This is a genomic window from Mycobacterium hippophais, from assembly GCF_027529605.1.
GTDB classification, from domain to species: Bacteria; Actinomycetota; Actinomycetes; order Mycobacteriales; family Mycobacteriaceae; genus Mycobacterium; species Mycobacterium arseniciresistens.
In genome coordinates this window covers 1-24,219 of sequence record NZ_JAPZPY010000014.1, presented here as the reverse complement: position 1 = coordinate 24,219, position 24,219 = coordinate 1, and the positions used below count along the sequence as shown (strand labels likewise).

Below are 24,219 nucleotides of genomic sequence, written 5' to 3'. Positions count from 1 at the left end.
CTCACTCGAAGGCGTAGCGAGGCAGGGTGTTCGGCAGGTCGAGCGAGCTGAGCAGACCGGCAGGAGCGTCGACCACGTACGGGACCGCGTTGACCACGCGCATCGCGGTGGCCGCCATCGCGGCCCGGCCGGCGCCGTGCCCCTCGGCGGCGCCGAGGTTCATCGCACAGTGGATGTCGGGATCGCCCGAGATGTCGACCCGGTACGTTGCGTCGAATTCCGAAGCCGGCCAGTCCGGCGCGACGTCGCGCGCCATCCGGATGATGTGCTCGACCACCACCGCCTCGCGTCCGTTGACCACACCGGCCGCCCTGGTGCGCACCGCGCCGCAGGTGCCCGCCGGGATGGTGCCGAACGCGACCTCGATGTCGCGGTCGGTGATACGCCGGTCCAGCGTGCCGCGCACCTCGGTGACCTCGGCCCCCAGGCCCTCGGCCATCAGTTGAATCGGTGCCTTCCAGGCCATCTCGATGAAACCCGGTGTCTTGAGCATCGGTTCGAATTGCAGCGGCCTGCCGAACCCCATCCCATCCATCATCACGTCCGCCACCGGGTAGTGGTCGTTGAGGGCGATCTCGGTGACCGTGATGACGTCGATCTTCTTGGACTGTGTGGCGAGTAGCAGTGCGAGCTGGTCGGAGCCGAACCCCGGGAAGATACCCGAAGCGTAGAGCGAGGCCTGCCCCGATGTCGCCGCCTCCTGCAGCTGGTCCCGCCACTCCGGCGAGTAGTAGGCCGGCGGATAGACCAGGCTGGTCGACGACGTCGACACCACGTTGATCCCGGCGGCGAGGAGGCGCACATAGTCCGGTACCGCGCCGGAGTCGCGTTGCGGCCCGCTGGCTGCGTACACGACGCAGTCGGGCCGCAGGGCGATCAGCGCATCGGCGTCGTCGCTGGCCGTCACCCCGAGCGGCTCCCGTCCGGCGAGTTCACCGGCGTCCATGCCGACCTTCTCCGGCGAATGCACCCACACCCCGGCCAGTTCCAGGTCGGGCCTGCGGGCGATCGCGTCGATTGCGATGGCCCCGACCCCGCCGGTCGACCAGACGACGGTGCGCAGCGGGGGGTTCGAAACTCTCTGCACGACAGCTCCTTCGCAGGGGTCGGTCACGCGTGGCCTGCCGCCATGACCGCGCGTTCGAGGTAGGGCCAGGGACGTCGGGGGGCACGCCGGCGCACAACGGCAGCAGGGGCAGGGGCCGGCCCGCGCGGACGGCATCGGAGGCCTCGGCAAGCGTCAGGATGCGGTAGGGCCCGTCGGACTCCCGCAGTGTCGCCACACTGTCGGCCCGCGAGATGCTGGCCACCGTGTCTTCACCGTGCCGGTAGGCCGCCGCCGTCCGCGCATCGTGCAGCAGGAAGGGCCCGAGCTCAGCCCATGCCCGGTCGACGTCGTCGGCGACGAACACCGCGGTGGGCGCGCCGGCGACCGGGAACTGCACCATGCCCGGGGGGAGTTCGTGCGCAAGGCATTCCGATTCGTACAGTTCCCGCAGGTGCGGATCGGCGGTCTGGGAGATGAAGCCCAGGCCGTGCCTGCCCGCACGCCGCGCCGCCGCCGGACTGCCGCCGGCGACCAGGACCGCCGGACCGCCCGCTGTGGCGCACGGCGGGCTGATCCGGACGCAGCGGCTGTCGACCTCGACCGTGTCACCCCGAATCAACCGCAGCACCAGGGCCAACCGCTCGTCGGCGGACTGCCCACGGGTGCGCTGGTCCACCCCGAAATGGTCGTACTCCTCACTGCGGTGTCCGATCCCGAAGGCGAAGGACACCCTGCCGCGGCTGATGATGTCCAGTGCGGCCATCTCCTCGGCCAGCCGCACCGGATCCCAGAACGGGATGGGCACGGCGGCGAGCAGGATGCCGAGTTGCCGGGTCCGGGCGGCGATCGCGGCCGCCAGCAGGTGTGGTGCGGCCAGGTGACCGTCGTCGGTGGCGTGATGCTCGGACAGGACCGCGATGAGCGCGCCGCGTGTCTCGGCCCACGCGCACATCTCCACGGCAGCCGCATACAGATCGGGCCGGGATGCGGCGCCCGCGGTAGTACGCATGTCGAACCGCATGGTGAACATCAACGCCACCTCGCGGCTGCAGCTGTCACGGTGTGCGACTCTAACCTAATTTTTGTTCTATGCGGCCGAATGTGCGGCTCGCCCGCGCCTTTCTGTAGCACGCCCTGTGCGCTGCCGTGTTCATGTTACAAGGATCAATCCGACCCTTGACCGGCCTGGTGGCGACTGCTAACTTCCGGAGCAAACGTTAGGTTTTACTTGAGTGGAGGGCCCATGGCCAACGCGGGACCGTCAGCAGCGCAGCAACGGGTCGTCGTCTGGTCGACGGGCGGCATCGGATTCATCGCAACCCAGTACGGGCCGGGTTCCCGGCAATGACCTCCGGTGCAGGGCGATGGTGTCGACGGCCATGCGAGTAGTGAATGCGATCCCCTGTGTCGTCACGGCGCAATCGGGCCTGCTGAGCTCCGTCGACCTGCCGCTGACCATTCCGCGACACTCGTTCGCGGGGGGCTGACCGGCAGACCGGCACACCATCGGATCGCGGGACGGGGGGAAGGAGCAGGGGTGAAGGCCGCAGTCGTGCGTCCACTGATGGGCGCCACAAGCGTCGCGCTCGTCATCGGACTGGTGGCATTGTCGGCGACCTTCTTCCGCGACGGCTTCGCCGAATCGGTCCCGCTGACGGTGCTGTCACCCCGCGCCGGCTTGGTGATGAACCCCGATGCCAAGGTCCAGATCCACGGTGTCCAGGTCGGCAGGGTCGAGGCGATCGACGACCTGGCCGACGGCCGTGCGGCCATCCGGTTGTCGATCGAACCACGCCGGGTCGGTGTCATCCCCGCCAACGTCACCGTCGACATCGCCTCGACGACAGTGTTCGGCGCCAAGGTGATTCGCCTGATCCCACCCGAACATCCGTCGGAGGCGTCGATCCAGCCGGGCCAGGTGCTCGACACCGACCGGGTGATGATCGAGGTGAACACCCTCTTCGAGCAGCTGGTATCGGTGCTATCGACGGTGCAGCCGGAGAAGCTCAGCGAGACACTCGGCGCCATCGCCGCAGCGATGAACGGGCGCGGCGATCGGATCGGCAACGCACTGCAGGACCTCAATTCCGCACTGGCGAAGATCAACCCGCATCTCGACGCGTTGAACCGTGACCTGGCGACGGCGCCCGGGGTGTTCGCGGCCTACGCCGACGCCGCGCCCGACCTGCTGACCGTCGCGGACAACGCCGCCACGCTCAGTCGCACCGTCGTCGACCGGCAGGACGACCTGGACACCCTGCTCGTCAGCCTCATCGGCCTGGGCGACGTCGGCACCCCGGTGCTGGAGCAGAACCGCCAGCCACTCGCCGACGTGCTGCGGCTGCTGACACCGATCACCACCCTGACCGACGACTACCGCGGCGCGCTCACCTGCGGACTCCAGTCGCTGAACGTGATGTCCAACAACGGCCCGCTCAACGTGCCCGGCGTGGAGGTGCTCGCCGGATTCTTCTGGGGGCAGGAGCGTTACCGGTACCCGGCGGACCTGCCGAAGGTCGCCGCGACCGGTGGCCCGCAGTGCACCGACCTGCCCGCCGTCCCGTACGGCAAGGCGCCGCCCTTCGTCATCGCCGACACCGGGGCCAATCCGTGGAAGTACAACAACCGCGGCATCGTGCTCAACTCCGACCTGCTCAAACAGATTCTGTTCGGCCCGCAGGACGGCCCGCCCCGCAACAGCGCCCAGATCGGGCAACCCGGATGAGTCGCCGGCCCGGCGTCCCCGCCGTCCGGATCGGCGCGTTCACCGTGGTGATGGTGACACTCACCGCCTGCCTGTTCGCCGTGTTCGGTCAGTACCGCACCGGCCCGACCAACGAGTACTCCGCGGTCTTCACCGACGTCTCCAGCCTTCGCGCCGGCGAGACGGTGCGCTACGCCGGCGTACGGATCGGCAGCGTGAGAGAGTTGGCGCTGCAGGACGACAAGAGCATCGTGGTGACCTTCGATGCCGATCGAGCGGTGGTGTTGACCACCGGGACACGCGCGGTGGTGCGGTATCTCAACCTCGTCGGTGACCGCTTCCTCGAACTGGTCGACGACGTGGGCGAGACGACGCTCCTGCCCGCCGGAGCCCGGATCCCCGCCGACCGGACCGCACCGGCACTTGATCTCGATCTGCTGCTCGGCGGCCTGAAACCGGTGATCCGGGGCCTCAACGCGGACGACGTCAACGCACTGTCCGCCTCACTCATCCAGATCGTCCAGGGGCAGGGCGACGCCGCGGAATCGCTGCTGTCCCGGACGTCGTCGTTCTCCAACGCGCTGGCCGACAAGAGTCAGGTGATCGACCAGGTGATCGAGAACCTGCGCACGACGCTGGCGACGCTCAGCGATCAGGGGGACGAATTCTCCGGTGCGCTGGACCGCCTCGAGCGCCTGGTCTCCGAACTGGCCGTCGAACGCGAACCGATCGGCACCGCCATTGACTCGCTGGCCGCAGGCACCGCCTCGCTCACCGACCTGCTCGACGACACCCGCGCGCCGCTGGCCGCCACGGTCGACGAACTCAGCGCCCTGGCACCGAATCTGGTCAACGAGTTGGATCGTCTCGAGACCGCGTTGGTCAAGGCGCCCGATAACTACCGGAAGCTGGTGCGCATCGGCTCCTACGGCAGCTTCGTCAACTACTACATCTGCTCGCTCGGCGTGCGTGTCACCGATCTGCAGGGCCGGACCGCGGTTTTCCCGGTCTACTCGCAGGACGGCGGAAGGTGCGCTGAGAACTGATGCTCAAATACCGTGGCGTCAAGGTCATCCGGGCCGGGTTCATCGGCCTGGTGCTGGCGGTGCTGATCGTGGCCGTCGGGCTCTCCCCGGAGAGGCTGATCGGCTGGGCGACGTCGGTCCGCCACCAGGCGGTGTTCGCCGACGCAAGCGGACTGGCGGTGGGTAACAAGGTGACGATCTCCGGAATGACCATCGGCGGCGTCACCGGCATCTCGCTGCAGGACCCCAACGCGCTGATCACCTTCGCCACGGACGCGAAGATCGCCCTGGGGTCGGAAACCACCGCCCACATCCGCACCGGCACGCTGCTGGGCGAGCGCGTACTCGCGCTGGAGTCGTCCGGCGAGGGCACGCTGGGGCAGTCCGACGTGATCCCGTTGTCGCGCACCTTTTCTCCGTACACGCTGACCGACGCCGTCGGTGAGCTCACCACGAACACCGCCGCTACGAACACCGGCGATGTCAACATGGCGCTGGACACCCTGTCGACCACGATCGACCAGATCGCCCCGCAGCTCGGACCGACATTCGACGGTTTGACGCGGATCTCGAAGGCACTCAACGAACGCGACGACTCCCTCGGCGCGCTGTTCGCCAGCGGCCGCGACGTCACCGAGATCCTCGCCGGGCGCAGCGATCAGATCTCCACCCTGATCCTCAACGCCGACGCGCTGGTGGGCACGTTGTCGGAGCGGCGACAGGTCATCGTGGAACTGCTGGCCTACACATCGGCCCTCGCCGAACAGGTCTCCGGGCTGGTGCGGGACAACGAGCAGGAACTCGCCCCCACCCTCGACCAGCTGAACGAAGTACTCGCAATGCTCGAGCGCCAGCGCGACAACATCGCCACCGCGCTGCCGCGACTGGCCAAGTTCCAGATCACCCTCGGCGAGACGGTGGCAAGCGGACCGTTCTACTCCGCCTACATCCCGAACCTCGACCTGCCGTTCGTCCTGCAGCCGTTCTTCGACTACGCGTTCGGCTTCCGGCGCGGCGTCAACGCCGGGCAGCCGCCGGACAACGTCGGGCCAAGGGCGGAGATACCGTTCCCGCGCAACGGCATTCCCGAGAGGCCGCCGCGATGACCCGACCCGCCCTGGTCCGGGCCGCCGCGGTGACACTCGTCGTGCTGATCGTCGCCGCCGGCGCCTTCCTCGTCCACCGGCAGATGTTCCGCCCGACCGCCATCACCGCGATCTTCACCAGCGCAAACTCCATCTACCCCGGTGACGAGGTCCGGATCGCCGGCGTGAAGGTGGGCACCATCACCGGGATCCAGCCCGACGGAACCCAGACCGTCGTGGCCATGGAGGTCGATCACGGGGTCCGCGTGGCCGCCGCTGCCAAAGCAGTCATCGTCGCGCAGAACCTCGTGTCGGCCCGGTTCGTCGGGCTCACTCCGTCCGGTGGCGAAGGCCCCACCATGCCCGACGGCGGAGTGATCCCGCTGGACCGGACCGCTGTCCCCGTCGAATGGGACGAGGTCAAGGAGCAGCTGAACCGACTGGCCACCGACCTCGGGCCGACCGGGCCGGTGTCGACGAGTTCGGTTGGCCGGTTCATCGACAGCGCCGCCGGTGCGATGGAGGGCAACGGAGCGAAGCTGCGCCAAACGGTGTCCCAACTGGCCGGCATCAGCAGGGTCCTCGCCGACGGAAGCGGCGACATCACCGCGATGATCGAGAATCTCCAGACGTTCGTCGCGGTGCTGCGCGACAGCAATGAGCAGATCGTCTCGTTCCAGGACCGGCTCGCCACCCTGTCGAGCGTTCTCGACGGAAGTCGCGACGACCTCGACGCGGCGCTGACGAACCTGTCCGAGGCCGTGGGCGCGGTGCAGCGCTTCGTGGCGGGCAGCCGTGACCGAACGTCCGAACAGCTACAGCGCCTGGTGAACGTGACCCAGAACCTCGTCGACCACCAGCCCGACCTGGAACAGGTCCTGCACATCGCGCCCTCGGCGATCGCCAACGCCTACAACATGATGGATCCGCGCACCGGAGGCGCCAGCGGCGTGTTCATCTTCAACAACATGGCCAACCCCACGCTGTTCTTCTGCGGCATGATCGGCGCGCTCGAGAACGCCACCTCGGGCGAGACCAGCAAGCTCTGTTCGCAGTTCCTCGGCCCAGGGTTGGACCGGCTGAATTTCAACTTGCTGCCGTTTCCGATCAACCCGCTTCTCACCTCGGTCCCCTCCCCCGGCAAGCTGATCTACACCGACCCGAAGTTGATGCCTGGTGGGCCCGGCACCACGTCCGACCCCATGCCGATCGCGCCCGATGACTCGGCCTACCAACCCGCGGGTGGCGGCGCCCCACCCGTTGGACAACCGCCTGCAGGACCTCCGCCGGGCCCACCAGCGCCGCCTGCGCCGCCTGCCGACCTGCCCGCCATGCTCCTGCCCGCCGAGAGGCCCTCGCCGTGACGCTGAGAACGATCGGCCGGCGTGTCATCGCCGTCACCATGACCGCGATGGTCTGCGTGACGGGGTGCAGTTTCCAGGGCGCCAACTCGCTGCCGTTGCCGGGGACAGTCGGCGGCGGTGCGTCATACACCGTAGAGCTGGCGAATGTCGGTACACTCGAACCGAATTCGCCCGTCATGATCAACGACGTCGTCATCGGCAACGTCCGGCACATCCGCGTCGCAGGCCGACATGCCGACGTGGAGATCTCGGTGCGCCCCGGCGTCGACATTCCCGCCAATGCCGCGGCGACGGTCGGCCAGACCAGCCTGCTGGGTTCCATGCACCTGGAGCTGACGACCCCGATCGGGCAGCCGCCCAGCGGTGTGCTCGACGCCGGCGCGACGATCCCGCTGAACCGCTCGTCGACCTATCCCTCGACCGAGCAGACACTCGCCGCGCTCTCGGCGGTGGTCAACGCAGGTGGGCTCGGTCAGATGGGCGACATCATCCACTCCCTCAACGCTGTGTTCGCCGGTCGCCAGAGCGACATCCGCGACCTGCTCGGCCGGCTCGACACCTTCGTCGGCACCCTGAACGACCAGCGCGACAACATCATCGCGACGGTCACCGAACTGAACAGATTCGCCGCGGCCATGGCCGGTCAGCGCGACGTCATCAGGCGGGCACTCGATGAGGTCCCCGCAGCGCTCGACGTGCTGCTGCGCGAGCGCCCCCGTTTGATCGAGGCACTGAACAGCCTGCGCACGTTCAGCGACACCGCAACCGCGGTCACCGACGCCGTCAAGGCGGACCTCCTGGAGAACCTGCGGCATCTCGCACCGACGCTGCGAGCACTGGTCGACGTCGGACCGGAGATCAGTCAGGCGCTCGGCTTCGCCACGACATTCCCGCTGAACCAGAACATCATCGACCGCGGTATTCGCGGCGATTACATGAACCTGTTCGTCACCGTCGACCTGACACTCGGGCGTTTCAAGCGGGGTCTGTTGGCAGGCACGTCCTTCGGCGACGAGAACGCCCCGCTGGTGCCCGCCCCGGGGGACCCGGGCTACGCCTCGTTCTACTCCAAGAATCCGTTGGGTGAGGCCGTCGCACCGCCGGTGGGGGTGCTGGGACCAGAGCGGCTACCCACCGCCCTGCCCGCCCCGCCGGGGCCGCCGCCGGGGGGTGGTGGCTGATGCTGACCCGTCTGATCAGGATCCAACTGGCCGTGTTCACCCTCGCCTCGATCGTGGGCGTCACAGTGATGGTCGTGAAATACGTGCAGGTCCCGACGATGCTCGGTGTCGGGCGGATCGACGTGACACTCGAACTTCCCAACGCCGGCGGCCTCTACCGATTCGCGAACGTCACCTACCGCGGTGTGCAGATCGGCAGGGTGACGGGCGTCGACGTGAACCGCGGTGGTGCCGTGGCCACGCTGTCGCTGGCGACGTCGCCACCGGTGCCCGCCGATCTGCAGGCCGAGGTGCGCAGCGTCTCCGCGGTCGGCGAGCAGTACGTGGACCTGCAGCCGCGTACCCGCAGCGGCCCCTACCTTCGCGACGGCTCGGTGATACCGGCCGCGGCGGTTGTCATACCGCAGGAGGTGGCACCGATGCTCGACCGGCTGAGCGCCCTGATCACCAGCATCCCGAAGGACAGACTGACCGAACTGCTGGACGAGTCCTTCGCGGCGTTCGACGGCGCCGCGTACGACCTGCAGTCCCTGATGGATTCGGCGTCGCGCATCGCGGGTGACACCGACGCGGTTGCCGACCGGACTGCAGCACTCGTCGAGGACGCCCGCCCGGTGCTCGACGGTCAGGCCGTCAGTGCCGATTCACTGCGCACCTGGTCGAAGCGGCTGGCCGGGGTGAGTGGCCAACTGGTGACGAACGACCCGCAGGTCCGCACCCTGCTGCAGACCGGACCCGCTGCAGCGCAGGAGGTCTCGCGGCTGCTCGAACAGGTGCGGCCGACATTGCCGGTGCTGCTGGCCAACATGACGTCACTGGGTCAGGTCGCGGTGACCTACCGGCCGGGCCTCGAGCAGCTACTCGTGCTGCTGCCGCCCGCGTCGGCGATGTACCAGTCGGCAGTCGGCAGCAACAACGCCACCGGCATCCCGATCGGAGACTTCCGCATCTCGGTGAGCGACCCGCCGTCCTGCACCGTCGGGTTCCTGCCGCCGTCGCAGTGGCGGTCCCCGGCGGACACGACCACCATCGACACACCCGACGGTCTCTATTGCAAGCTGCCGCAGGACTCCCCGGTCGCAGTGCGCGGCGCCCGCAACTTCCCGTGCATGGACAAACCCGGCAAGTATGCGCCGACTGTCGACGAGTGCAAGAGCGACAGGCCTTTTCAGCCGCTGGCCACCCGGCAGCACGCGCTGGGTCCGTATCCGCTCGACCCGAATCTGATCGCGCAGGGCGTCCCGCCGGACGGGCGGGTCGACGTCGACGAGCGGATCTTCGGACCCCTCGGTGGAACACCGCCCTTCGGGCCCGCACCCTCGGCGCCCGCGGATCCGCCACCGCCGGGGCCGCCGCCCGGTCCGGTCGCCGCGCCGAGCGGATACTCCACCGATTCCGGTTCCCGCAGCGCGACTGTCGCCGTCGCACGCTACGACCCGACCACCGGTCAGTACGCATCCCCGACCGGCGAAATATCCGCTCAGGCCGATGTGGCGGCCCCCGGAACCCCGAAGACCTGGCAGAACCTCGTCTACTCGGATGCCGGATGACCCGCCCGCCGGCGCTCCTCGTCGCCGCGCTCGTCGCATCGGCCGGGGTCACGGCGGCGCCGGCAGCCGCCACCGGCGACGAGGTCGCCCTCAACGGCACCTTCACCGCGTTCTCCGACGGCCTGTGGGCCAAGACGAACGAGATCATGGCTTACCAGGCCGATGTCACGGCGACCTGGACCCTCACCTCGTCGTGCACCACCTACCAGGACTGCACCGGCACCGTCACCAGCGACCAGGGCTGGAGCGCCGACCTGGTGTACCAGAGCCAGCGCTGGCGGGCCGTGCGCGTCATCCCGGACTGGCAACGATGCCCCGACGGGTCCACCGCACCCGGCGAGCAGTCGTTCACCTTCTGGGCGGCCCGCCTCGACGCACCCGACCGCCACGACCGGCTCACCGGATTCGACGAGACGACCGGGCCCAGCGGCGCGTGCGGGGTCAACAGATGGCTGAACATCCGCATGCCGTTCACGCTCACCAGGACGGACTGACCGCTCCGCGAGGTAGTGCTAACCCCCACAAGGCTGTGAGGCCAGCAGCATTCCGGCCGCACCCCGGTGGCCATAGCGTCATTCCCGTACCGACTCGAAAGGGATGACGGACATGGTGGCTACGGAAATGATTGCTGGAGAACGAATTCTGCGCTCGTGCGGTCCGACCGCGATCGACGCGGAGCTGGCCGCGCGATTCGAGCGGGACGCACTGCCCTACGTCGACCAGCTGTACCGGGGCGCACTGCGCCACACCCGCAGCCGGGTCGACGCCGAGGACCTCGTGCAGGAGACGATGATGAAGGCCTACGTCGGCTTCGCCACCTTCCGCGAGGGCAGCAACCTGCGGGCCTGGCTGTTCCGCATCATGAGCAACGCCTGGATCGGCGCCTACCGGACATCCCAGCGCCGGCCCGACGAGTTCCTCACCGACGAGCTGACCGACGCCCAGTTCTACGCCACGGCGGCGATGCGGCCGTCGGCCGAACTGGAGGCCCTTGCGGCGATGACCGACGACAACGTCCGGGCCGCGCTGGACGCACTGCCGGAGGGCCAGCGGCTCGCGGTGTACTACGCCGACGTCGAGGGATTCAAATACCAGGAGATCGCCGACATCATGGCCGTGCCGCTGGGCACCGTGATGTCGAGGGTGCACCGCGGCAGGCGGCAGCTGCGCCGGCTGCTCACCGACGTCGCCGCGGAACGCGGCTACCTGGCGCCGGTCGCCGTCGCGTCCTGAACCGCATCACTCCGGCAGCCGGAGCTCCGGCTTCTCGACCTCTTCGATGTTGACGTCCTTGAAGGTGATCACCCGCACCTGTTTGACGAACCGCGCGGGCCGGTACATGTCCCACACCCAGGCGTCGGAGAGCCGCAGCTCGAAGTACACCTCGCCGTTGGCGTTGCGCGGCACCATCTCGACGCTGTTGGCCAGGTAGAACCGCCGTTCGGTCTCCACGACATAGCTGAACTGACCGACGATGTCCTTGTATTCGCGGTACAGCGAGAGCTCCATCTCGGTTTCGTACTTCTCGAGATCCTCGGCACTCATGGGCTGCGCTGTCCTTCTGCTCGGTTCATGTCATCTTTCCTCACCCGACGTCGCCCCGCTGCTCCGGCTCCTGATCCAGCGCGTCCAATACTCCGCCGGGGGCTTCGCGCACCACCACCTCGGTGCGGCTACCCGCGCGTCGTACGTTCACAAACGAGTACCGGTGCTCGGGACACGGCCCCAGCTCGGCCAGCGCCGCGGTGTGCGTCGGCGTGCAGTAGCCCTTGTGCAGTGCGAACCCGTAGCCGGGATGCTCGTCCTCCATGGCGACCATCAACCGGTCCCGGCTCACCTTCGCCAGCACGCTCGCCGCCGCGATGCACGCCGCCGCCGCGTCACCGCCGATGACCGGCAGGGACGGCATGGGCAACCCCGGCACCCGGAACCCGTCGGACAGCACGTACCCCGGCCGCACCGGCAGGCCGGCCACCGCACGGCGCATCCCCTCGATGTTCGCGACGTGCACGCCGCGGCGGTCGACCTCGGTCGAGGAGATGAACACCACGTGATAGGCCAGGGCGTAGCGGCGGATCAGCGGGAACAGCCGCTCGCGCTCCTTCTCGCCCAGCTTCTTGGAGTCGTCGAGGGCGGCCAGGCTCTCCAGCCGGTTCGGGCCGAGCACACACGCGGCGACGACCAGCGGACCGGCGCAGGCACCGCGGCCCACCTCGTCCACGCCCGCGACGGGTCCGAGCCCACCGCGGTACAGCGCCGATTCGAGGGTGCGCAGTCCGGCGGACTTCCGCATCACCGCCCGGGGCGGCCAGGTCGCCGGCACGCTCAGCCTCCGCATCTCGCGCCGCGGCTCGATCGCCGCCGCTAGGAATCCGTCTGGGGGTTCACCGAGCCGACGCCGCCCCACCGCGACGGCGGCCACGCGATGAACCTCGCCTTACCGATCACATTGTCCACCGGCACGGTGCCCGCCGTCGGGTCGCCCGTGCACAGCAGCCCACGCTGCGCGTCGGCCGGCTGATTGCTGCAGTGCGCCCGGGAATCGGCGGAGTGGGTGCGGTTGTCGCCCATCACCCACACCCTGCCGTCCGGCACGGTGACCGGGCCGAACTCATTGCCCAGGCACGGGTAGATGGCGGGATCGGCCATCATGGTCTGCGCGTCGAGGTACGGCTCGTCGAGCCGCTTGCCGTTGACTGTCAGCCCGGTCGCGGCACGGCACTCCACCGTCTGCCCACCGGTCGCGATCACACGTTTGACCAGATCGTTCTCGTCGGGCGGCACGAAGCCGACGAACGAAAGCGCATTCTGCACCAAGCGGATCGCGGTGTTGTCCGACCGGATCGACTTGTAGCCGATGTTCCAGTTCGGCGGGCCCTTGAACACGACGACGTCACCAGGTTCGGGCTGGGTGAACCGGTAGGTCAGCTTGTCGACCATGATGCGGTCACCCACACAGCCTGGACACCCGTGCAGCGTCGGCTCCATGGACTCCGACGGGATCAGGTAGGGCCGCGCGACGAACGTGAGCATCACGTAGTACAGAACCAGCGCGATGGAGACGAGGATCGCGCCCTCGCGCAGCGCGCCGCGCTTCCGGTCCGGCTTGTCCTGCTCGCGATCCGGCTCTCGGTCCGGTCCCGCTTCGTCGACGGTGTCCTCGGCCATCCCGTCGGCTGGTGTGTCGGCGGGGTCGCTGGATCGGGTCACCAGGTCAGACTAGCCAGCGTGGCGTGCCGACCGTCGCAACGGTCACAGCGCGGCAAGTCAGCGCTTTTCCTTGATCTTCGCCTTCTTGCCACGCAGTTCGCGCAGGTAGTACAGCTTGGCCCGGCGAACGTCACCGCGGGTCACCACGTCGACGTGGTCGACGTTGGGCGAGTGCACCGGGAAGGTGCGCTCGACGCCGACGCCGTAGCTCTCCTTGCGGACCGTGAAGGTCTCGCGGATGCCACCACCCTGCCGGCGGATGACCACACCCTTGAAGACCTGGATGCGCTCCTTGGACCCCTCGATGACCTTCACGTGGACATTGATGGTGTCGCCGGGGCCGAAAGCCGGGATGTCGTCGCGCAGCGACGTCTGGTCGACGAAGTCCAGCGTGTTCATCGGTGACACTTCCTTGTTTGTTCGCGGCGTCGGGGCAGGCTGTCGCAGTGCGGCGCGCCACCGTGCCGGGGTGTTCCGGGCGTTTCGAGGTGTATCACGCAGCACACGGACGTAACCGGCCGCTGCGGACAACTGCTCAATTGTGCCAGACGGGCACCGTTGCAGCGAAATCGCCGTGTTCCACCGGCGGGCGACCGGCCGGGGCGGACGGGCGGGCGTGCCCCCCACCGAGCCGTTAGGCTGGAATCACCGGCCAGGGCAACGGTGCGACCGCCGGTTGCGATGACTCCCGAAAGTATGCCGAGGAGAGATATGCGACGGCCGTGCAGGGTCGTGACGGCCGGCGCAGCCCTGCTGGCCGCGGCGCTCGCGATCTCCGGTTGCGAGGCGCGGGTGTACGGCACGCCGCCGCCTCCGGCCGAAGCCCCGCACCTGACGGTGGTGGCGCCGCAAGGCAGCTTGGCCCCGCTGCCCATCGCGCCGCCCGACCAGCCTGCCGCCAGCTTCGACGGGCTGGCCGACCGGGCGCAGCTGGCCACCGCCGAGGCCGCCGACGCCGGGGCCGACATCACCGCCCTGGTGCTCGACCGCAACACCGGCCTGACGGTGTCCAACGGCAACACGCGCGGCATCGCCATCGCATCGGTGGTGAAGCTCTTCATCGCCGACGAGATGCTGCGCAGCGACGCACCGCTCTCTCCGGAGGACCGCACGCTGTTCGACGCCATGCTGCGCTCCTCCGACGACAGCGCCGCCGAGGTGTTCTGGAATCGCTACGGCGGAAGCTCGATCGTCACGAAGGTGGCCGCCCGCTACGGCCTGCGCGGCACCCGCCCACCGAGCAACGGCCTCTGGTACAACACCATCAGCACGGCCGCCGACCTGGTGCGCTTCTACGACATGCTGCTCTCCGGCGCAGGCGGGCTGCCTCCCGACAAGGCCGACATGATCGTCGGCGACCTGTTCTCGGCGGCGCCCACCGGACTCGACGGAACCCAGCCGGGCGGGACCTATCCCCAGCGCTTCGGTATCCCCGACGGGTTGCCGGGCGAGCGGGTCGGCTACAAGCAGGGCTGGATGTGCTGCGTCGGGTCGGACTGGATGCACCTGTCCACCGGCATCGTCGGTAAGGACCGGCGGTACGTGATGGTGGTGGGCTCCGACCAGCCCGCCGGCGCCGCGGAGGCCCGCGAGACGATCACGCAGTTCGTCCGAACGATGTTCCCCGGCGGCAGGATCTCCTAGGAGTCGCCGCCCAGCAGATCGGGCCTGCGGTCCCTGGTGCGCTGCACCGCCTGCTCCCGCCGCCACGCGGCGATCTTCGCGTGATCGCCCGACAGCAGCACCTCCGGCACCGTCAGGTCGCGCCACGTCGGCGGCCGCGTGTAGCTGGGGCCCTCCAGCAGCCCGTCGGAGTGCGAGTCGTCCTGGTGCGACGCCGGGTTGCCGAGCACGTTGGGCAGCAACCGCACCACCGCCTCGACCATCACGACGGCCGCGGACTCGCCGCCGGTGAGCACGTAGTCGCCGATCGACACCTCCTCGACCCGCATGCGCCTCGCGGCGTCGTCGGGCACCCGCTGGTCGATGCCCTCGTACCGGCCGCAGGCGAACACCAGGTGCCGTTCGGCCGTCCACCGCCGCGCTGTGGCCTGATCGAAGAGCCGGCCTGCCGGCGTCGGGACGACCAGAAGCGTGTCGGGGGTGCAGATCTCGTCGAGCGCATCGCCCCACACCGGCGCCTTCATCACCATGCCCGGGCCGCCGCCGTAGGGCGAATCGTCCACCGACCGGTGCACGTCGTGGGTCCACCGCCGCAGGTCGTGTACGCCGAACTGGATGTGGCCGGCCTCGATCGCCCTGCCGGGCAACGACTCCCGCAGCGGATCGAGGAAACGCGGGAAGATCGTGATGACGTCTATCCGCATGCCGTCAGTTCATCTCCAGCAGGCCCTCGGGCGGGTCGATCTCAACGGAGCCGTCGGCCAGCGACACCGAGGTGACGATGGCGGCCACGAACGGCACCAGTACCTCCGCGCCGCCTGACCGGCGCACCGCGAGCAGCTCGCCGCCCGCGGTGTGCAGCACCTCGGTCACCGTGCCCACCTCGAGCCCCCCGACGGTGCGCACGGTGAGACCCTCGAGCTGGTGGTCGTAGTACTCGTCGGGCTCCTCGATCGGTGGCAGGTCCGCGGAATCGACGAGGAACACCGTGCCGCGCAGCGCATCGGCGGCGGTACGGTCCGCCACGCCCTGCACCCGGACCAGCAGCCGCCCGCCGTGGGGACGCACCGACTCGACCACGAACTCGCGTTCGGGGCCGGCCCTCGAGCGGCCACGCAGCAGGGCGCCGGCGACGAATCGGCCTTCCGGATCGTCGGTGCGGACGTCGACGACGAATTCGCCCGTTACGCCGTGCGCCTTGGCGACACGACCGACTACCAGGTCCATCGTGTTCCCCGCGTCGTTTCGGCCCTGCCCAGGGGCAGGGGGACTACTGGTCGGTGTCCACCACGTCGACGCGGATGCCCCGGCCACCGATCCCGGCGACCAGGGTGCGCAGCGCCGTCGCGGTACGCCCGCCTCGCCCGATCACCTTGCCGAGATCGTCGGGATGGACGTGCACCTCGACGGTGCGGCCACGCCGGTTGGTCACCAGGTCGACCTGCACGTCATCGGGGTTGTCCACGATTCCGCGCACCAGATGCTCGACGGCGTCGACGACGACAGTCACGGCCGCCTCAGCTTTCGGTGACGTCAGCGCCGGTGGCGCCGGCGACGGTGGCGTCAGCGCCCTCGGCCGCGGGCTCGGACTTGTCGGCCGAACCGGACGGATCGGCGGTCGCCTCGATGTCGGAGGCGGCCTTCTTGGCGGGCGCCTTCTTCTTCTTCGGCTGGGTGGCCTCGGCGCCGGAGCCGCCGTCGGCCTCGGCCAGCGCAGCGTTGAACAGGTCGAGCTTGCTGGGCTTGGGCTCCTTGACCTTCAGCGTGCCCTCCGCGCCGGGCAGACCCTTGAACTTCTGCCAGTCGCCGGTGATCTTCAGCAGCGCCAGCACGGGTTCGGTGGGCTGGGCGCCGACGCCCAGCCAGTACTGCGCGCGCTCGGAATCGATCTCGATGAGGCTCGGCTCTTCCTTCGGGTGGTACCGGCCGATGACCTCAATGGACCGGCCGTCGCGTCGGTTGCGCGCGTCGGCGACGGCGATGCGGTACTGGGGGTTGCGGATCTTGCCGAAACGAGCAAGTTTGATCTTGACAGCCATGTGTGGCGCTTCTCCTGTGTCTGCCACGCTTGCAATTCAAGCGACGCGGGCGGGATGCCCGGTCCGGTTTTGCCTTGCGTGTGTGACCACCGGACAAGCACCCCGCGAGAAGCCGGAGGCCGATCGCACAGGGCGGGTCGCCCGGTAGACAGCCGCCTATTGTGCCAGAACGGACAGGTCAAGCGGAAATCGCGGCGTCACTGCTTGTCGAAGCACTTCACCTCGACACGCCTGCTCATCCGCCAGCCGGCGTCGGCGCGGACGAACTCGTCCTCGTACCAGAGGCCGATCAGCATGGTGGTCGGCCGTTCGCCGACGAACACCATCGGGTTGAAGCAGAACGTGCGGGCGGTGGCGGTGTCCCCGTCGAGGTGGATGGCCGGCAGCCCCAGCATGTGGGCGTAGCCGCTGAAGAACTTCGGCAGCACATCGGCCAGCCAGGTCTTGATATCCGGGTAGCGGCCGTCGATGCCACCGGTGGCCCGGTAGTCGATGTAGGCGTCGGGCACGAACACCTCGTCCAGCTCGTCGAACCGTCGCCGGTCGATCGCCTCGGAGTAGGTGATCAGCAACTGCTGGATCTCGAGCCGGTCCGAGATCTCCGCCTGCGACAACATGGCGTCATTCAACACGACCGCAGCGGCAGGTGATCTTGCGGTCAAGGTGATTCAAAGGATCGACCGGACCCGGCGATCGACGTGTACTACAGCAAGCCCTCGAAACGGGCCCCGCCGACGCCGCGTTCCCGCGCGTCACCTCACCTTCGGAGTTCTCCTGTGTTCAACCGTCTTTCACGCCTCGCCGCGGCATCAGCACTGCTCCTCGCGACGGTCGTCGCCTGCGCCAATGACGGCGACGGCACCGGCTACACACTCCGCATCGGCGCGACCTCTCCCACCGGGACCCCCGCCGGGTCGCTGGGGTGGGGCGACAAGGAGGGCATCCTCTCCGAGCAGCTCAAGGCCGCCGGCGTCGACAAGATCGAGTACTCGTTCTTCCAGTCCGGCAGCGATGTCGCCTCGGCGCTGTTCGCCGGCGCCGTCGACGTCGCCGCCATCGGGGACAACCCAGCGCTGCGCGCCCGCAGCAGAGACCCGAAAGTCGTCCTGCTGAGCCTTGATTCGATCAACGGTGACGCGTGGCTGGTGGGCGCCAAGGGCGGACCGACCGACATCGCGAGCTTGGTCGGCAAGTCGGTCACCGCACCGCAGGGCACCATCCGCGACCGGGCGGCCAAGCAGCTGATCGCCGCCGCCGGCCTCACCGGAAAAATTAAGGTCCGCGACGTGCCGACACCCGAATCCATCGCCGGGTTGAGCTCGGGCCGGATCGACGCCACCGTCGTCACCGGGGCCAGCGCGATCGAACTGGAGAACAAGGGCTTCCCCGTCATCGACAGTCTGTCGCGGCACGGCTTCGGCAGCACCGGCACCAACATCGCGCTCGACACCTTCACCGAGGCGCACCCCGAATTCGCCGACGCCTGGCGCAAGGCCGTCACCGCGGTCAATGTCGACATCACCGAGAACTTCGACGCCTACCTCGCCTGGGTCGCCCAGACCGACGGAACGCAACTGGACTTCGTCAAACAGGCGACGAAGAAGGACGAGTTCAACACCGAACCGTTCCCCGCCGAAGGCGTGGATCAGCTCGAGGCGGCCTACGAGTTCCTCAACGCCGACGGGTCATTGGAGAACGAGTACTCGGTGCGTGAATGGGCCGGGGCGAAGCAGTGACGGCCACAGTTGCGCCTGCACGCGCCGGCGCCCCAGCACCCGAGTTGATCGACGTCGTCGCCGGGCACCGCCGGCGGCGCGGCGTATGGGCCATGATCCCGCGCCCGGTGCGCCGCATGGTGAGCCCAGTGCTGATCCTGGCGGCGTGGACCATCGGGTCGACCACCGGTCTGCTCAACCCGGATCTGTTCCCCAATCCGGCACACGTCGCCACCACCGCATGGCGCCTGCTGTCCGACGGCCAGCTCGCCCTGCACGTCGGGGTGTCGGCGACGCGGGTGCTCACCGGCACCGTGCTGGGCATCCTGTTCGGTGTGCTGCTGGCGGTGCTGGCGGGCCTCACCCGCACCGGTGAGGACCTGCTCGACTGGACGATGCAGATCCTCAAGGCCGTACCCAATTTCGCGCTCACCCCGCTGTTGATCATCTGGATGGGCATCGGTGAGGGCCCCAAGATCGTGCTCATCACCCTCGGCGTCGCGATCGCCATCTACATCAACACCTACGCGGGAATCCGCGGTGTGGACCAGCAGCTGGTCGAGATGGCCCAGACCCTCGAGGCGCGCAGGTCCACGCTGATCACCCAGGTCATCCTGCCCGGCGCGATGCCGAATTTCCTTGTCGGCCTTCGCCTCGGGCTGTCCAGCGCGTGGCTGAGCCTGATCTTCGCCGAGATGATCAACACCACCGAGGGCATCGGCTTCCTGATGTCGCGCGCGCAGACCAATCTGCAGTTCGACGTCTCGCTGCTGGTGATCGTGATCTACGCGGTGGCGGGCCTGGCGTCCTACTCACTGGTGCGGGTGCTGGAACGGCTGCTGCTGTCCTGGCGCAACGGCTTCACCGGTTTCGAGGGCACCGCATGAGCGCTCCGGTGGTGACCGTCCGGGGGCTGCGCCGCGCATTCGGCGCGCAACGAGTGCTCGACGACCTCGACATCGACATCGCCGAGGGCGAATTCGTCGCGATGCTGGGCCGCTCGGGTTCCGGCAAGAGCACGCTGCTGCGGATCCTGGCCGGTCTCGACCATCAGGTCACCGGATCGGTGGTGGCGCCGCGGTCGCGGGCCGTGGTGTTCCAGAATCCGCGGCTGCTGCCCTGGCGCCGGGCGCTGAAGAACGTCACCTTCGCGCTGACCGACCGCGGACCGGACGCGCCGAGCCGGACCGACCGTAGCCGCTCGGCACTGGCCGAGGTGGGCCTCACCGACAAGGCCGCTGCATGGCCGCTGTCGCTGTCCGGCGGCGAGGCCCAGCGGGTCGCGCTCGCGCGCGCGCTCGTCCGGGAACCCGACCTGATGCTGCTCGACGAGCCGTTCGGGGCCCTCGACGCGCTCACCCGGATCAAGATGTACAAGCTGCTGCACGAACTGTGGGCCCGCAGGCGGATGGCGGTGCTGCACGTCACCCACGACGTCGACGAGGCGATCCTGCTGGCCGACCGGGTGGTGGTGCTCTCCGGCGGGCGGGTGTCGCTGAATCGCCCTGTCGGTCTGCCGTTCCCGCGCACCCGCGGCGACGCCGGCTTCGCCGAGCTGCGCAGCGACCTGCTCGCCGAACTGGGTGTGCGCGAGGAGGTGGGCGATGACCGGCACAACGCCGTCTCCTGACATCCACGACACCGACGTGCTCGTGCTCGGCGGCGGCCCCGCCGCCACCTGGGCGGCGATCTCGGCGGCCGAGAGTGGCAGCCGCGTCACGCTGGTGGACAAGGGCTACTGCGGAACGAGCGGGGCCACCGCGGCCGGGGGCAACAATCTGTGGTTGGTGCCGCCGGGGTCCCCGCGCGACGACGCGGTCCGCCGCCATCAGGCCGTGGCCGGCGGCATCACCGATCAGGACTGGATGTCGCGGGTGCTCGCCACCTCATGGGAGCGCATCGAACACCTGGCGCAGTGGGGTTACCCGTTCCCGGTGGGGCCCGACGGCGAACCGCTGCGCAGCAGCCTGCAGGGACCCGAGTACATGCGCCGGATGCGGCGCCGGACCCACCGCAGCGGCGTGCGGATCCTCGACCACCATCCGGCACTCGAGCTGACCACCGACCGCGACGGCGTCGTCGACGGCGCCGCGGGCATCGCGCGGCAGGACGGCGGACGGCCGTGGCGGATCCGTGCGGGCGCGGTGGTCATCGCCACCGGCGGCACCGCCTTCCTGTCCGGGACATTCGGCACCAACGTGGACACCGGCGACGGCCTGCTGATGGCCGCCGAGCACGGTGCACACCTGTCCGGCATGGAGTTCTGCAGCGCGTATGCGCTGGCGCCGGAGTGGGGTGGGCACACCAAGGGCCGGATGCTGCAGTGGGGCAGCTTCTATGACGAGGACGGGCAGCCGCTGGCCACCCGGCCGGGCCTGACCGGACGGCAGGACGCCCAGTGGGCGCTGGCGCACGGCAGCCGGGTGTTCGCCCGGCTCGACCGGGCCCCCGCCCACGTCCGGCAGACGATGCGCGACGCGCAGCCCAACTACTTCCTGCCCCTGGACAAGGCAGGCATCGACCCGTTCACCACGGCCTACCCGGTGCGGATGGTCTACGAGGGCAGCGTGCGCGGCACCGGCGGCCTGCGGATCACCGGGCCCGATTGCGCGACAACGGTTCCCGGCGTGTTCGCCGCCGGTGACGCCGCGACGCGCGAACTGGTCACCGGCGCGGTCAGCGGTGGAGGCAGCCGCAACGGGTCATGGGCGATCGCCTCCGGGACGTTCGCGGGGCGCGGCGCCGCCGAGTTCAGCAGGCGCCGCAGGGCCGCGCCGGCCGCAGCGACGCCCGGGTCCGTCCGGGGCGGCAGCGGTGCACCCACCGCCGACGAGGTGGTGCGCGCGGTGCAGTCGCACATCCTGCCGCCGCTGCGCAGCTACCTGAAGGCCGCCGACCGGCTCCGCGAGTCGGCGGCGGCGCTGGAGACGCTGTGGCGCGACGTGTCCGGCGGCCTGGCGCCGCTGCCCGACCGGGAGGGTTACAAGGCGCGGCAGGCCGTCGCGCTGGTGGCGACCGCCCGCTGGATCACCGCGGCGTCACTGGTGCGGCAGGAGAGCCGCGGCCTGCACCGCCGCGAAGACCTCCCCGACACCTCGCCGGCGTTCGCGCACCGAATCCTGGTCGGCGGTCTCGACGAGGTGTGGACGGCCATCGATCCGGTCGCACAGCGGTTCGCGGCCGACCCGGTGGCCGCGGGGGCCTGCGCGTGATCGAGATCGTCAGCGCGCAGGCCTGCATCGCCTGCGACATGTGCATCAAGGTCTGCCCCACCGACGTCTTCGACCGCGGACCGGACGGGGTGCCGACGATCGCCCGTCAGGGCGACTGCCAGACCTGCTTCATGTGCGAGGCGTACTGCCCCACCGACGCCCTCTACGTGTCCCCCGCGGCGACGCCCGTCGGGGCGGACAGCCCGCACGCCGACGAAGACGCGGTCGCCCGGTCCGGCCTGCTCGGCGGGTACCGGCGGATGGTCGGCTGGGGTCAGGGCCGGGAGGCGGGTGCGCGCAGGGACAGGAACCCACTGCTGTCGGCGGTGCCCCCGCTGCCGGAGTCCGCGCTGCCCGTCCCGGCGCCCGTCTGCGACCGGATGTGGAATCACCCGCAACCGTCGGGTTAGGCTCACCGCCCATGGGGAGGCTGTTGGCGGCCGTGACGGCCGCGCTGTGTCTGTTCGCATCGAGCGCGACGACGACCACGGTGACGGCCTCGGCCGTGCCCGCGGTGGGCGTCAGCCAGCCGACGGGTTCGCTGCCCATCCCCGACGGACCCGCCCAGGCCTGGGTGGTGGCCGACATGGACACCGGCCGCGTGCTCGCCGGCCGCGAGCAGAACACCCGCTACGCCCCCGCCAGCACCATCAAGGTGCTGCTGGCGCAGGTGGTGCTCGACGAGGTGCCACTGGAGTCGACGATCGTCGCCGACGAGGCCGACACCAGGGTCGAGTGCAACTGCGCCGGCGTGCAGCCCGGCCACGTCTACACCGCCCGTCATCTGCTCGAGGCGCTGCTGCTGGTCTCGGGGAACGACGCGGCCAACACGCTGGCCCGGATGCTCGGTGGCGCCGACGCCGCGGTCGCGAAGATGAACGCCAAGGCGGCCTCGCTCGGCGCGCACGGCACCAACGCGGTCACCCCGTCCGGACTGGACGGCCCCGGCATGCCGTTCTGGTCGACGCCGCACGACCTCGCGGTCATTTTCCGGGCGGCGATGGCCTACCCGGTGTTCGCACAGATCACGGCGATGCCGTCGACGGTGTTCTTCACCAAGGCCGGCGACGCCGTTCTGGTCAACCAGGACGAATTACTGCACCGCTACCCCGGTGCCATCGGCGGCAAGACCGGCTTCACCGACATCGCGCGCAAGACCTTCGTGGGCGCCGCGCAGCGCGACGGCCGCAGGCTCGTGGTCGCGATGATGTACGGACTCGTCAAAGAGGGCGGGCCGACGTACTGGGATCAGGCCGCGGCACTGCTGGATTGGGGTTTCGCGCTCAACCGCGACGCCGGGGTCGGCGCGCTGTAACCCGCGGCCGGCGTCGTCACACCTGTCGACGCCGAGCTGCAATGAGTTCGAGACGATTTCGATGCGGCGGCAACACTACGCTCGGCGGCCGTGGCCACGTCGCGCGAGCGTTCCTGGGCGCGCACGCTGGTAGCGGCGCTCGCCGTCCCGATACTGGCGGTGGTGCCCCTCCCCGCCGCCGCTGCGGACCCCGTCGGGGTGGCGCCCGCGGGTGCGGTGTCGCTGCCCGAAGGCCCGGCACAGTCGTGGCTGCTCGCCGATCTGGACTCCGGGCGGGTACTGGCCAGCCGCAACCCTCATGAGCCGCATGCGCCGGCCAGCACCATCAAGATCCTGCTGGCCACGGTGGTGCTCGATCATCTGCGGCCGGACAACTTCGCCCGCGCCAACCAGTCGCACACCCAGGTCGAATGTTCCTGTGTCGGACTGAAACCCGGCCAGCCGTACACCACCCGCCAGCTGCTCGAGGCGCTTCTGATGGTGTCGGGCAACGATGCGGCGAACATGCTCGCCGACATGCTCGGCGGCCAGCGGGTCGCTGTTGCGGCGATGAACCGCAAGGCCGCGAGTGTCGGTGCGCGCAGCACCAGGGCGTCGTCGCCGTCGGGACTCGACGGTCCGGGATGGGAATCGATCACCACCGCGCACGATCTCGCGCTGATCACCCGGGCGGCGCTGCGCTATCCGCTGATCGCCCACATCATGCGGCAGCCGTCGGCGCAGTTCCCCGGCAAGTCGATCACCAACCAGAACGAACTGCTCAGCCGCTACCCCGGCGACCTCGGCGGCAAGACCGGCTTCACGAACCTCGCCCGCAAGACCTACGTCGGCGCCGCACAGCGGGGCAACCGCCGCCTGGTGGTGGTCCAGATGTACGGCAGCGGGGACCTCTATGGGCAGGCGATCGGCCTGTTCGACTGGGGCTTCGCGCAAGCGGCGTAACCCTCACGCGGCTTCGCTTTGGAGGTGTCGTGTCAGAGCGGCAGAGTAGTATCGAACACATGTTCGACGTGTTGCCGCCGGAGATGGACGAGCTGCCCGAGTCGGCCGATTCGGTGGTCTGCGACGCGATCACCGGCTGGGCGCGCATCGAAGCCGCCGCCTGCGCACGCAAACACGCCGCCATGGCCGAACTGTTCACCCGCCGC

Annotated in this window: 26 protein-coding genes and 1 pseudogene; 16 read left to right on the top strand and 11 right to left on the bottom strand. The window is 69.4% G+C overall.

Features of this window, described 5'->3' with window-relative positions; genetic code table 11:
• Nucleotide 1: 1 nt before the first annotated feature.
• Both O6P37_RS23960 and O6P37_RS23955 read right to left on the bottom strand, forming a co-directional pair.
• Entirely contained in the window at nt 2–1,087 is a 1,086-nt protein-coding gene (locus O6P37_RS23960) for an NAD(P)H-dependent amine dehydrogenase family protein (protein ID WP_269896421.1), read from the bottom strand.
• Nucleotides 1,088–1,110: 23 nt separating this feature from the next.
• A pseudogene (locus tag O6P37_RS23955) lies at nt 1,111–2,078 on the bottom strand (LLM class flavin-dependent oxidoreductase).
• A gap of 507 nt (nt 2,079–2,585) precedes the next feature.
• On the opposite strand from O6P37_RS23955, the gene O6P37_RS23945 reads away from it, so the two are divergent.
• The 8 genes from O6P37_RS23945 to O6P37_RS23910 all read left to right on the top strand — a co-directional run bounded on the left by O6P37_RS23945 (nt 2,586) and on the right by O6P37_RS23910 (nt 11,190).
• Nucleotides 2,586–3,773, top strand: a complete 1,188-nt coding sequence (locus tag O6P37_RS23945; RefSeq protein WP_269896420.1) for an MCE family protein — start codon at nt 2,586–2,588, stop codon at nt 3,771–3,773.
• Nucleotides 3,770–4,798, top strand: a complete 1,029-nt coding sequence (locus tag O6P37_RS23940; protein WP_269896419.1) for an MCE family protein — start codon at nt 3,770–3,772, stop codon at nt 4,796–4,798. Before O6P37_RS23945 ends, O6P37_RS23940 begins: the two co-directional genes overlap by 4 nt.
• Entirely contained in the window at nt 4,798–5,883 is a 1,086-nt protein-coding gene (locus O6P37_RS23935; protein ID WP_269896418.1) for an MCE family protein, read from the top strand. Before O6P37_RS23940 ends, O6P37_RS23935 begins: the two co-directional genes overlap by 1 nt.
• On the top strand, nt 5,880–7,226 hold the full coding sequence (locus O6P37_RS23930) for an MCE family protein (protein WP_269896417.1): 1,347 nt from the start codon (nt 5,880–5,882) through the stop codon (nt 7,224–7,226). Before O6P37_RS23935 ends, O6P37_RS23930 begins: the two co-directional genes overlap by 4 nt.
• 38 nt (nt 7,227–7,264) lie before the next feature.
• On the top strand, nt 7,265–8,407 hold the full coding sequence (locus tag O6P37_RS23925; RefSeq protein ID WP_269896534.1) for an MCE family protein: 1,143 nt from the start codon (nt 7,265–7,267) through the stop codon (nt 8,405–8,407).
• Complete coding sequence (locus O6P37_RS23920) at nt 8,407–9,957, top strand: MCE family protein (protein WP_269896416.1); 1,551 nt, start codon at nt 8,407–8,409, stop codon at nt 9,955–9,957. The genes O6P37_RS23925 and O6P37_RS23920 overlap by 1 nt, the downstream gene beginning before the upstream one ends.
• Entirely contained in the window at nt 9,954–10,451 is a 498-nt protein-coding gene (locus O6P37_RS23915) for an Rv2253/PknI dimerization domain-containing protein (protein ID WP_269896415.1), read from the top strand. The genes O6P37_RS23920 and O6P37_RS23915 overlap by 4 nt, the downstream gene beginning before the upstream one ends.
• Before the next feature lie 112 nt (nt 10,452–10,563).
• Nucleotides 10,564–11,190 carry a sigma-70 family RNA polymerase sigma factor gene (locus O6P37_RS23910; protein ID WP_408633241.1) on the top strand — a complete coding sequence of 209 codons (627 nt, stop codon included), beginning with the start codon at nt 10,564–10,566 and terminating at the stop codon, nt 11,188–11,190.
• A 6-nt stretch (nt 11,191–11,196) separates the two neighbouring features.
• Here O6P37_RS23910 and O6P37_RS23905 read toward each other — a convergent pair whose 3' ends face one another.
• The 4 genes from O6P37_RS23905 to rplS all read right to left on the bottom strand — a co-directional run bounded on the left by O6P37_RS23905 (nt 11,197) and on the right by rplS (nt 13,566).
• Nucleotides 11,197–11,502 (bottom strand): DUF2469 domain-containing protein, encoded by a 306-nt coding sequence (locus tag O6P37_RS23905; RefSeq protein WP_207358246.1) that lies wholly within the window; start codon nt 11,500–11,502, stop codon nt 11,197–11,199.
• 40 nt (nt 11,503–11,542) lie between these two features.
• The gene (locus O6P37_RS23900) at nt 11,543–12,280 is read right to left on the bottom strand and encodes a ribonuclease HII (RefSeq protein ID WP_269896414.1); all 738 of its coding nucleotides are present in this window, start codon (nt 12,278–12,280) and stop codon (nt 11,543–11,545) included.
• A gap of 41 nt (nt 12,281–12,321) precedes the next feature.
• Nucleotides 12,322–13,125: a signal peptidase I gene (gene lepB, locus O6P37_RS23895; protein WP_269896532.1), complete on the bottom strand. Its 804-nt coding sequence runs from the start codon at nt 13,123–13,125 to the stop codon at nt 12,322–12,324.
• Between the two features lie 99 nt (nt 13,126–13,224).
• A complete protein-coding gene (rplS, locus tag O6P37_RS23890; protein WP_264010512.1) occupies nt 13,225–13,566 on the bottom strand; it encodes a 50S ribosomal protein L19 in 342 nt (113 codons plus the stop codon).
• A 312-nt stretch (nt 13,567–13,878) separates the two neighbouring features.
• Between rplS and O6P37_RS23885 the strand changes: the two genes are divergently transcribed.
• Nucleotides 13,879–14,811, top strand: a complete 933-nt coding sequence (locus tag O6P37_RS23885) for a serine hydrolase (protein WP_269896413.1) — start codon at nt 13,879–13,881, stop codon at nt 14,809–14,811.
• On the opposite strand, the gene trmD is transcribed toward O6P37_RS23885, so the two are convergent.
• From trmD to O6P37_RS23860, 5 genes are all read right to left on the bottom strand, one after another.
• Complete coding sequence (trmD, locus tag O6P37_RS23880) at nt 14,808–15,494, bottom strand: tRNA (guanosine(37)-N1)-methyltransferase TrmD (RefSeq protein WP_269896412.1); 687 nt, start codon at nt 15,492–15,494, stop codon at nt 14,808–14,810. The two genes, O6P37_RS23885 and trmD, sit on opposite strands and share 4 nt — an antisense overlap.
• Nucleotides 15,495–15,498: 4 nt before the next feature.
• Nucleotides 15,499–16,017, bottom strand: coding sequence for a ribosome maturation factor RimM (rimM, locus tag O6P37_RS23875; RefSeq protein ID WP_269896411.1), 519 nt, complete (start codon nt 16,015–16,017; stop codon nt 15,499–15,501).
• A 43-nt stretch (nt 16,018–16,060) separates the two neighbouring features.
• On the bottom strand, nt 16,061–16,300 hold the full coding sequence (locus O6P37_RS23870) for an RNA-binding protein (protein ID WP_264011389.1): 240 nt from the start codon (nt 16,298–16,300) through the stop codon (nt 16,061–16,063).
• A 7-nt stretch (nt 16,301–16,307) separates the two neighbouring features.
• A complete protein-coding gene (gene rpsP, locus O6P37_RS23865) occupies nt 16,308–16,829 on the bottom strand; it encodes a 30S ribosomal protein S16 (RefSeq protein ID WP_269896410.1) in 522 nt (173 codons plus the stop codon).
• A 197-nt stretch (nt 16,830–17,026) separates the two neighbouring features.
• Nucleotides 17,027–17,446 (bottom strand): nuclear transport factor 2 family protein, encoded by a 420-nt coding sequence (locus O6P37_RS23860; protein ID WP_269896409.1) that lies wholly within the window; start codon nt 17,444–17,446, stop codon nt 17,027–17,029.
• Between the two features lie 198 nt (nt 17,447–17,644).
• Here O6P37_RS23860 and O6P37_RS23855 point away from each other — a divergent pair, with 198 nt between their 5' ends.
• From O6P37_RS23855 to O6P37_RS23825, 7 genes are all read left to right on the top strand, one after another.
• Nucleotides 17,645–18,565 carry an ABC transporter substrate-binding protein gene (locus tag O6P37_RS23855; protein ID WP_408633244.1) on the top strand — a complete coding sequence of 307 codons (921 nt, stop codon included), beginning with the start codon at nt 17,645–17,647 and terminating at the stop codon, nt 18,563–18,565.
• A complete protein-coding gene (locus O6P37_RS23850) occupies nt 18,544–19,431 on the top strand; it encodes an ABC transporter permease (protein ID WP_332909812.1) in 888 nt (295 codons plus the stop codon). The genes O6P37_RS23855 and O6P37_RS23850 overlap by 22 nt, the downstream gene beginning before the upstream one ends.
• A complete protein-coding gene (locus O6P37_RS23845; protein ID WP_269896406.1) occupies nt 19,428–20,174 on the top strand; it encodes an ABC transporter ATP-binding protein in 747 nt (248 codons plus the stop codon). Before O6P37_RS23850 ends, O6P37_RS23845 begins: the two co-directional genes overlap by 4 nt.
• Complete coding sequence (locus O6P37_RS23840) at nt 20,149–21,756, top strand: FAD-binding protein (protein ID WP_269896405.1); 1,608 nt, start codon at nt 20,149–20,151, stop codon at nt 21,754–21,756. Before O6P37_RS23845 ends, O6P37_RS23840 begins: the two co-directional genes overlap by 26 nt.
• Nucleotides 21,753–22,166 (top strand): 4Fe-4S dicluster domain-containing protein, encoded by a 414-nt coding sequence (locus O6P37_RS23835; protein WP_269896404.1) that lies wholly within the window; start codon nt 21,753–21,755, stop codon nt 22,164–22,166. Before O6P37_RS23840 ends, O6P37_RS23835 begins: the two co-directional genes overlap by 4 nt.
• Nucleotides 22,167–22,177: 11 nt before the next feature.
• Nucleotides 22,178–23,071, top strand: a complete 894-nt coding sequence (locus O6P37_RS23830) for a D-alanyl-D-alanine carboxypeptidase family protein (RefSeq protein WP_269896403.1) — start codon at nt 22,178–22,180, stop codon at nt 23,069–23,071.
• Between the two features lie 150 nt (nt 23,072–23,221).
• A complete protein-coding gene (locus tag O6P37_RS23825) occupies nt 23,222–24,013 on the top strand; it encodes a D-alanyl-D-alanine carboxypeptidase family protein (RefSeq protein ID WP_408633243.1) in 792 nt (263 codons plus the stop codon).
• Nucleotides 24,014–24,219: the final 206 nt, after the last annotated feature.

What these genes read in the sequence shown, in the direction of transcription:
- O6P37_RS23940 (WP_269896419.1), top strand. Translation starts at nt 3,770, where the DNA reads ATGAGTCGCCGGCCCGGCGTCCCCGCCGTCCGGATCGGCGCGTTCACC.
- O6P37_RS23935 (WP_269896418.1), top strand. Translation starts at nt 4,798, where the DNA reads ATGCTCAAATACCGTGGCGTCAAGGTCATCCGGGCCGGGTTCATCGGC.
- O6P37_RS23930 (WP_269896417.1), top strand. Translation starts at nt 5,880, where the DNA reads ATGACCCGACCCGCCCTGGTCCGGGCCGCCGCGGTGACACTCGTCGTG.
- O6P37_RS23925 (WP_269896534.1), top strand. Translation starts at nt 7,265, where the DNA reads ATGACCGCGATGGTCTGCGTGACGGGGTGCAGTTTCCAGGGCGCCAAC.
- O6P37_RS23920 (WP_269896416.1), top strand. Translation starts at nt 8,407, where the DNA reads ATGCTGACCCGTCTGATCAGGATCCAACTGGCCGTGTTCACCCTCGCC.
- O6P37_RS23915 (WP_269896415.1), top strand. Translation starts at nt 9,954, where the DNA reads ATGACCCGCCCGCCGGCGCTCCTCGTCGCCGCGCTCGTCGCATCGGCC.
- O6P37_RS23910 (WP_408633241.1), top strand. Translation starts at nt 10,564, where the DNA reads ATGGTGGCTACGGAAATGATTGCTGGAGAACGAATTCTGCGCTCGTGC.
- O6P37_RS23905 (WP_207358246.1), bottom strand. Translation starts at nt 11,502, where the DNA reads ATGAGTGCCGAGGATCTCGAGAAGTACGAAACCGAGATGGAGCTCTCG.
- lepB (WP_269896532.1), bottom strand. Translation starts at nt 13,125, where the DNA reads ATGGCCGAGGACACCGTCGACGAAGCGGGACCGGACCGAGAGCCGGAT.
- rplS (WP_264010512.1), bottom strand. Translation starts at nt 13,566, where the DNA reads ATGAACACGCTGGACTTCGTCGACCAGACGTCGCTGCGCGACGACATC.
- O6P37_RS23885 (WP_269896413.1), top strand. Translation starts at nt 13,879, where the DNA reads ATGCGACGGCCGTGCAGGGTCGTGACGGCCGGCGCAGCCCTGCTGGCC.
- trmD (WP_269896412.1), bottom strand. Translation starts at nt 15,494, where the DNA reads ATGCGGATAGACGTCATCACGATCTTCCCGCGTTTCCTCGATCCGCTG.
- rimM (WP_269896411.1), bottom strand. Translation starts at nt 16,017, where the DNA reads ATGGACCTGGTAGTCGGTCGTGTCGCCAAGGCGCACGGCGTAACGGGC.
- rpsP (WP_269896410.1), bottom strand. Translation starts at nt 16,829, where the DNA reads ATGGCTGTCAAGATCAAACTTGCTCGTTTCGGCAAGATCCGCAACCCC.
- O6P37_RS23860 (WP_269896409.1), bottom strand. Translation starts at nt 17,446, where the DNA reads ATGTTGTCGCAGGCGGAGATCTCGGACCGGCTCGAGATCCAGCAGTTG.
- O6P37_RS23850 (WP_332909812.1), top strand. Translation starts at nt 18,544, where the DNA reads ATGGGCCGGGGCGAAGCAGTGACGGCCACAGTTGCGCCTGCACGCGCC.
- O6P37_RS23845 (WP_269896406.1), top strand. Translation starts at nt 19,428, where the DNA reads ATGAGCGCTCCGGTGGTGACCGTCCGGGGGCTGCGCCGCGCATTCGGC.
- O6P37_RS23840 (WP_269896405.1), top strand. Translation starts at nt 20,149, where the DNA reads ATGACCGGCACAACGCCGTCTCCTGACATCCACGACACCGACGTGCTC.
- O6P37_RS23830 (WP_269896403.1), top strand. Translation starts at nt 22,178, where the DNA reads ATGGGGAGGCTGTTGGCGGCCGTGACGGCCGCGCTGTGTCTGTTCGCA.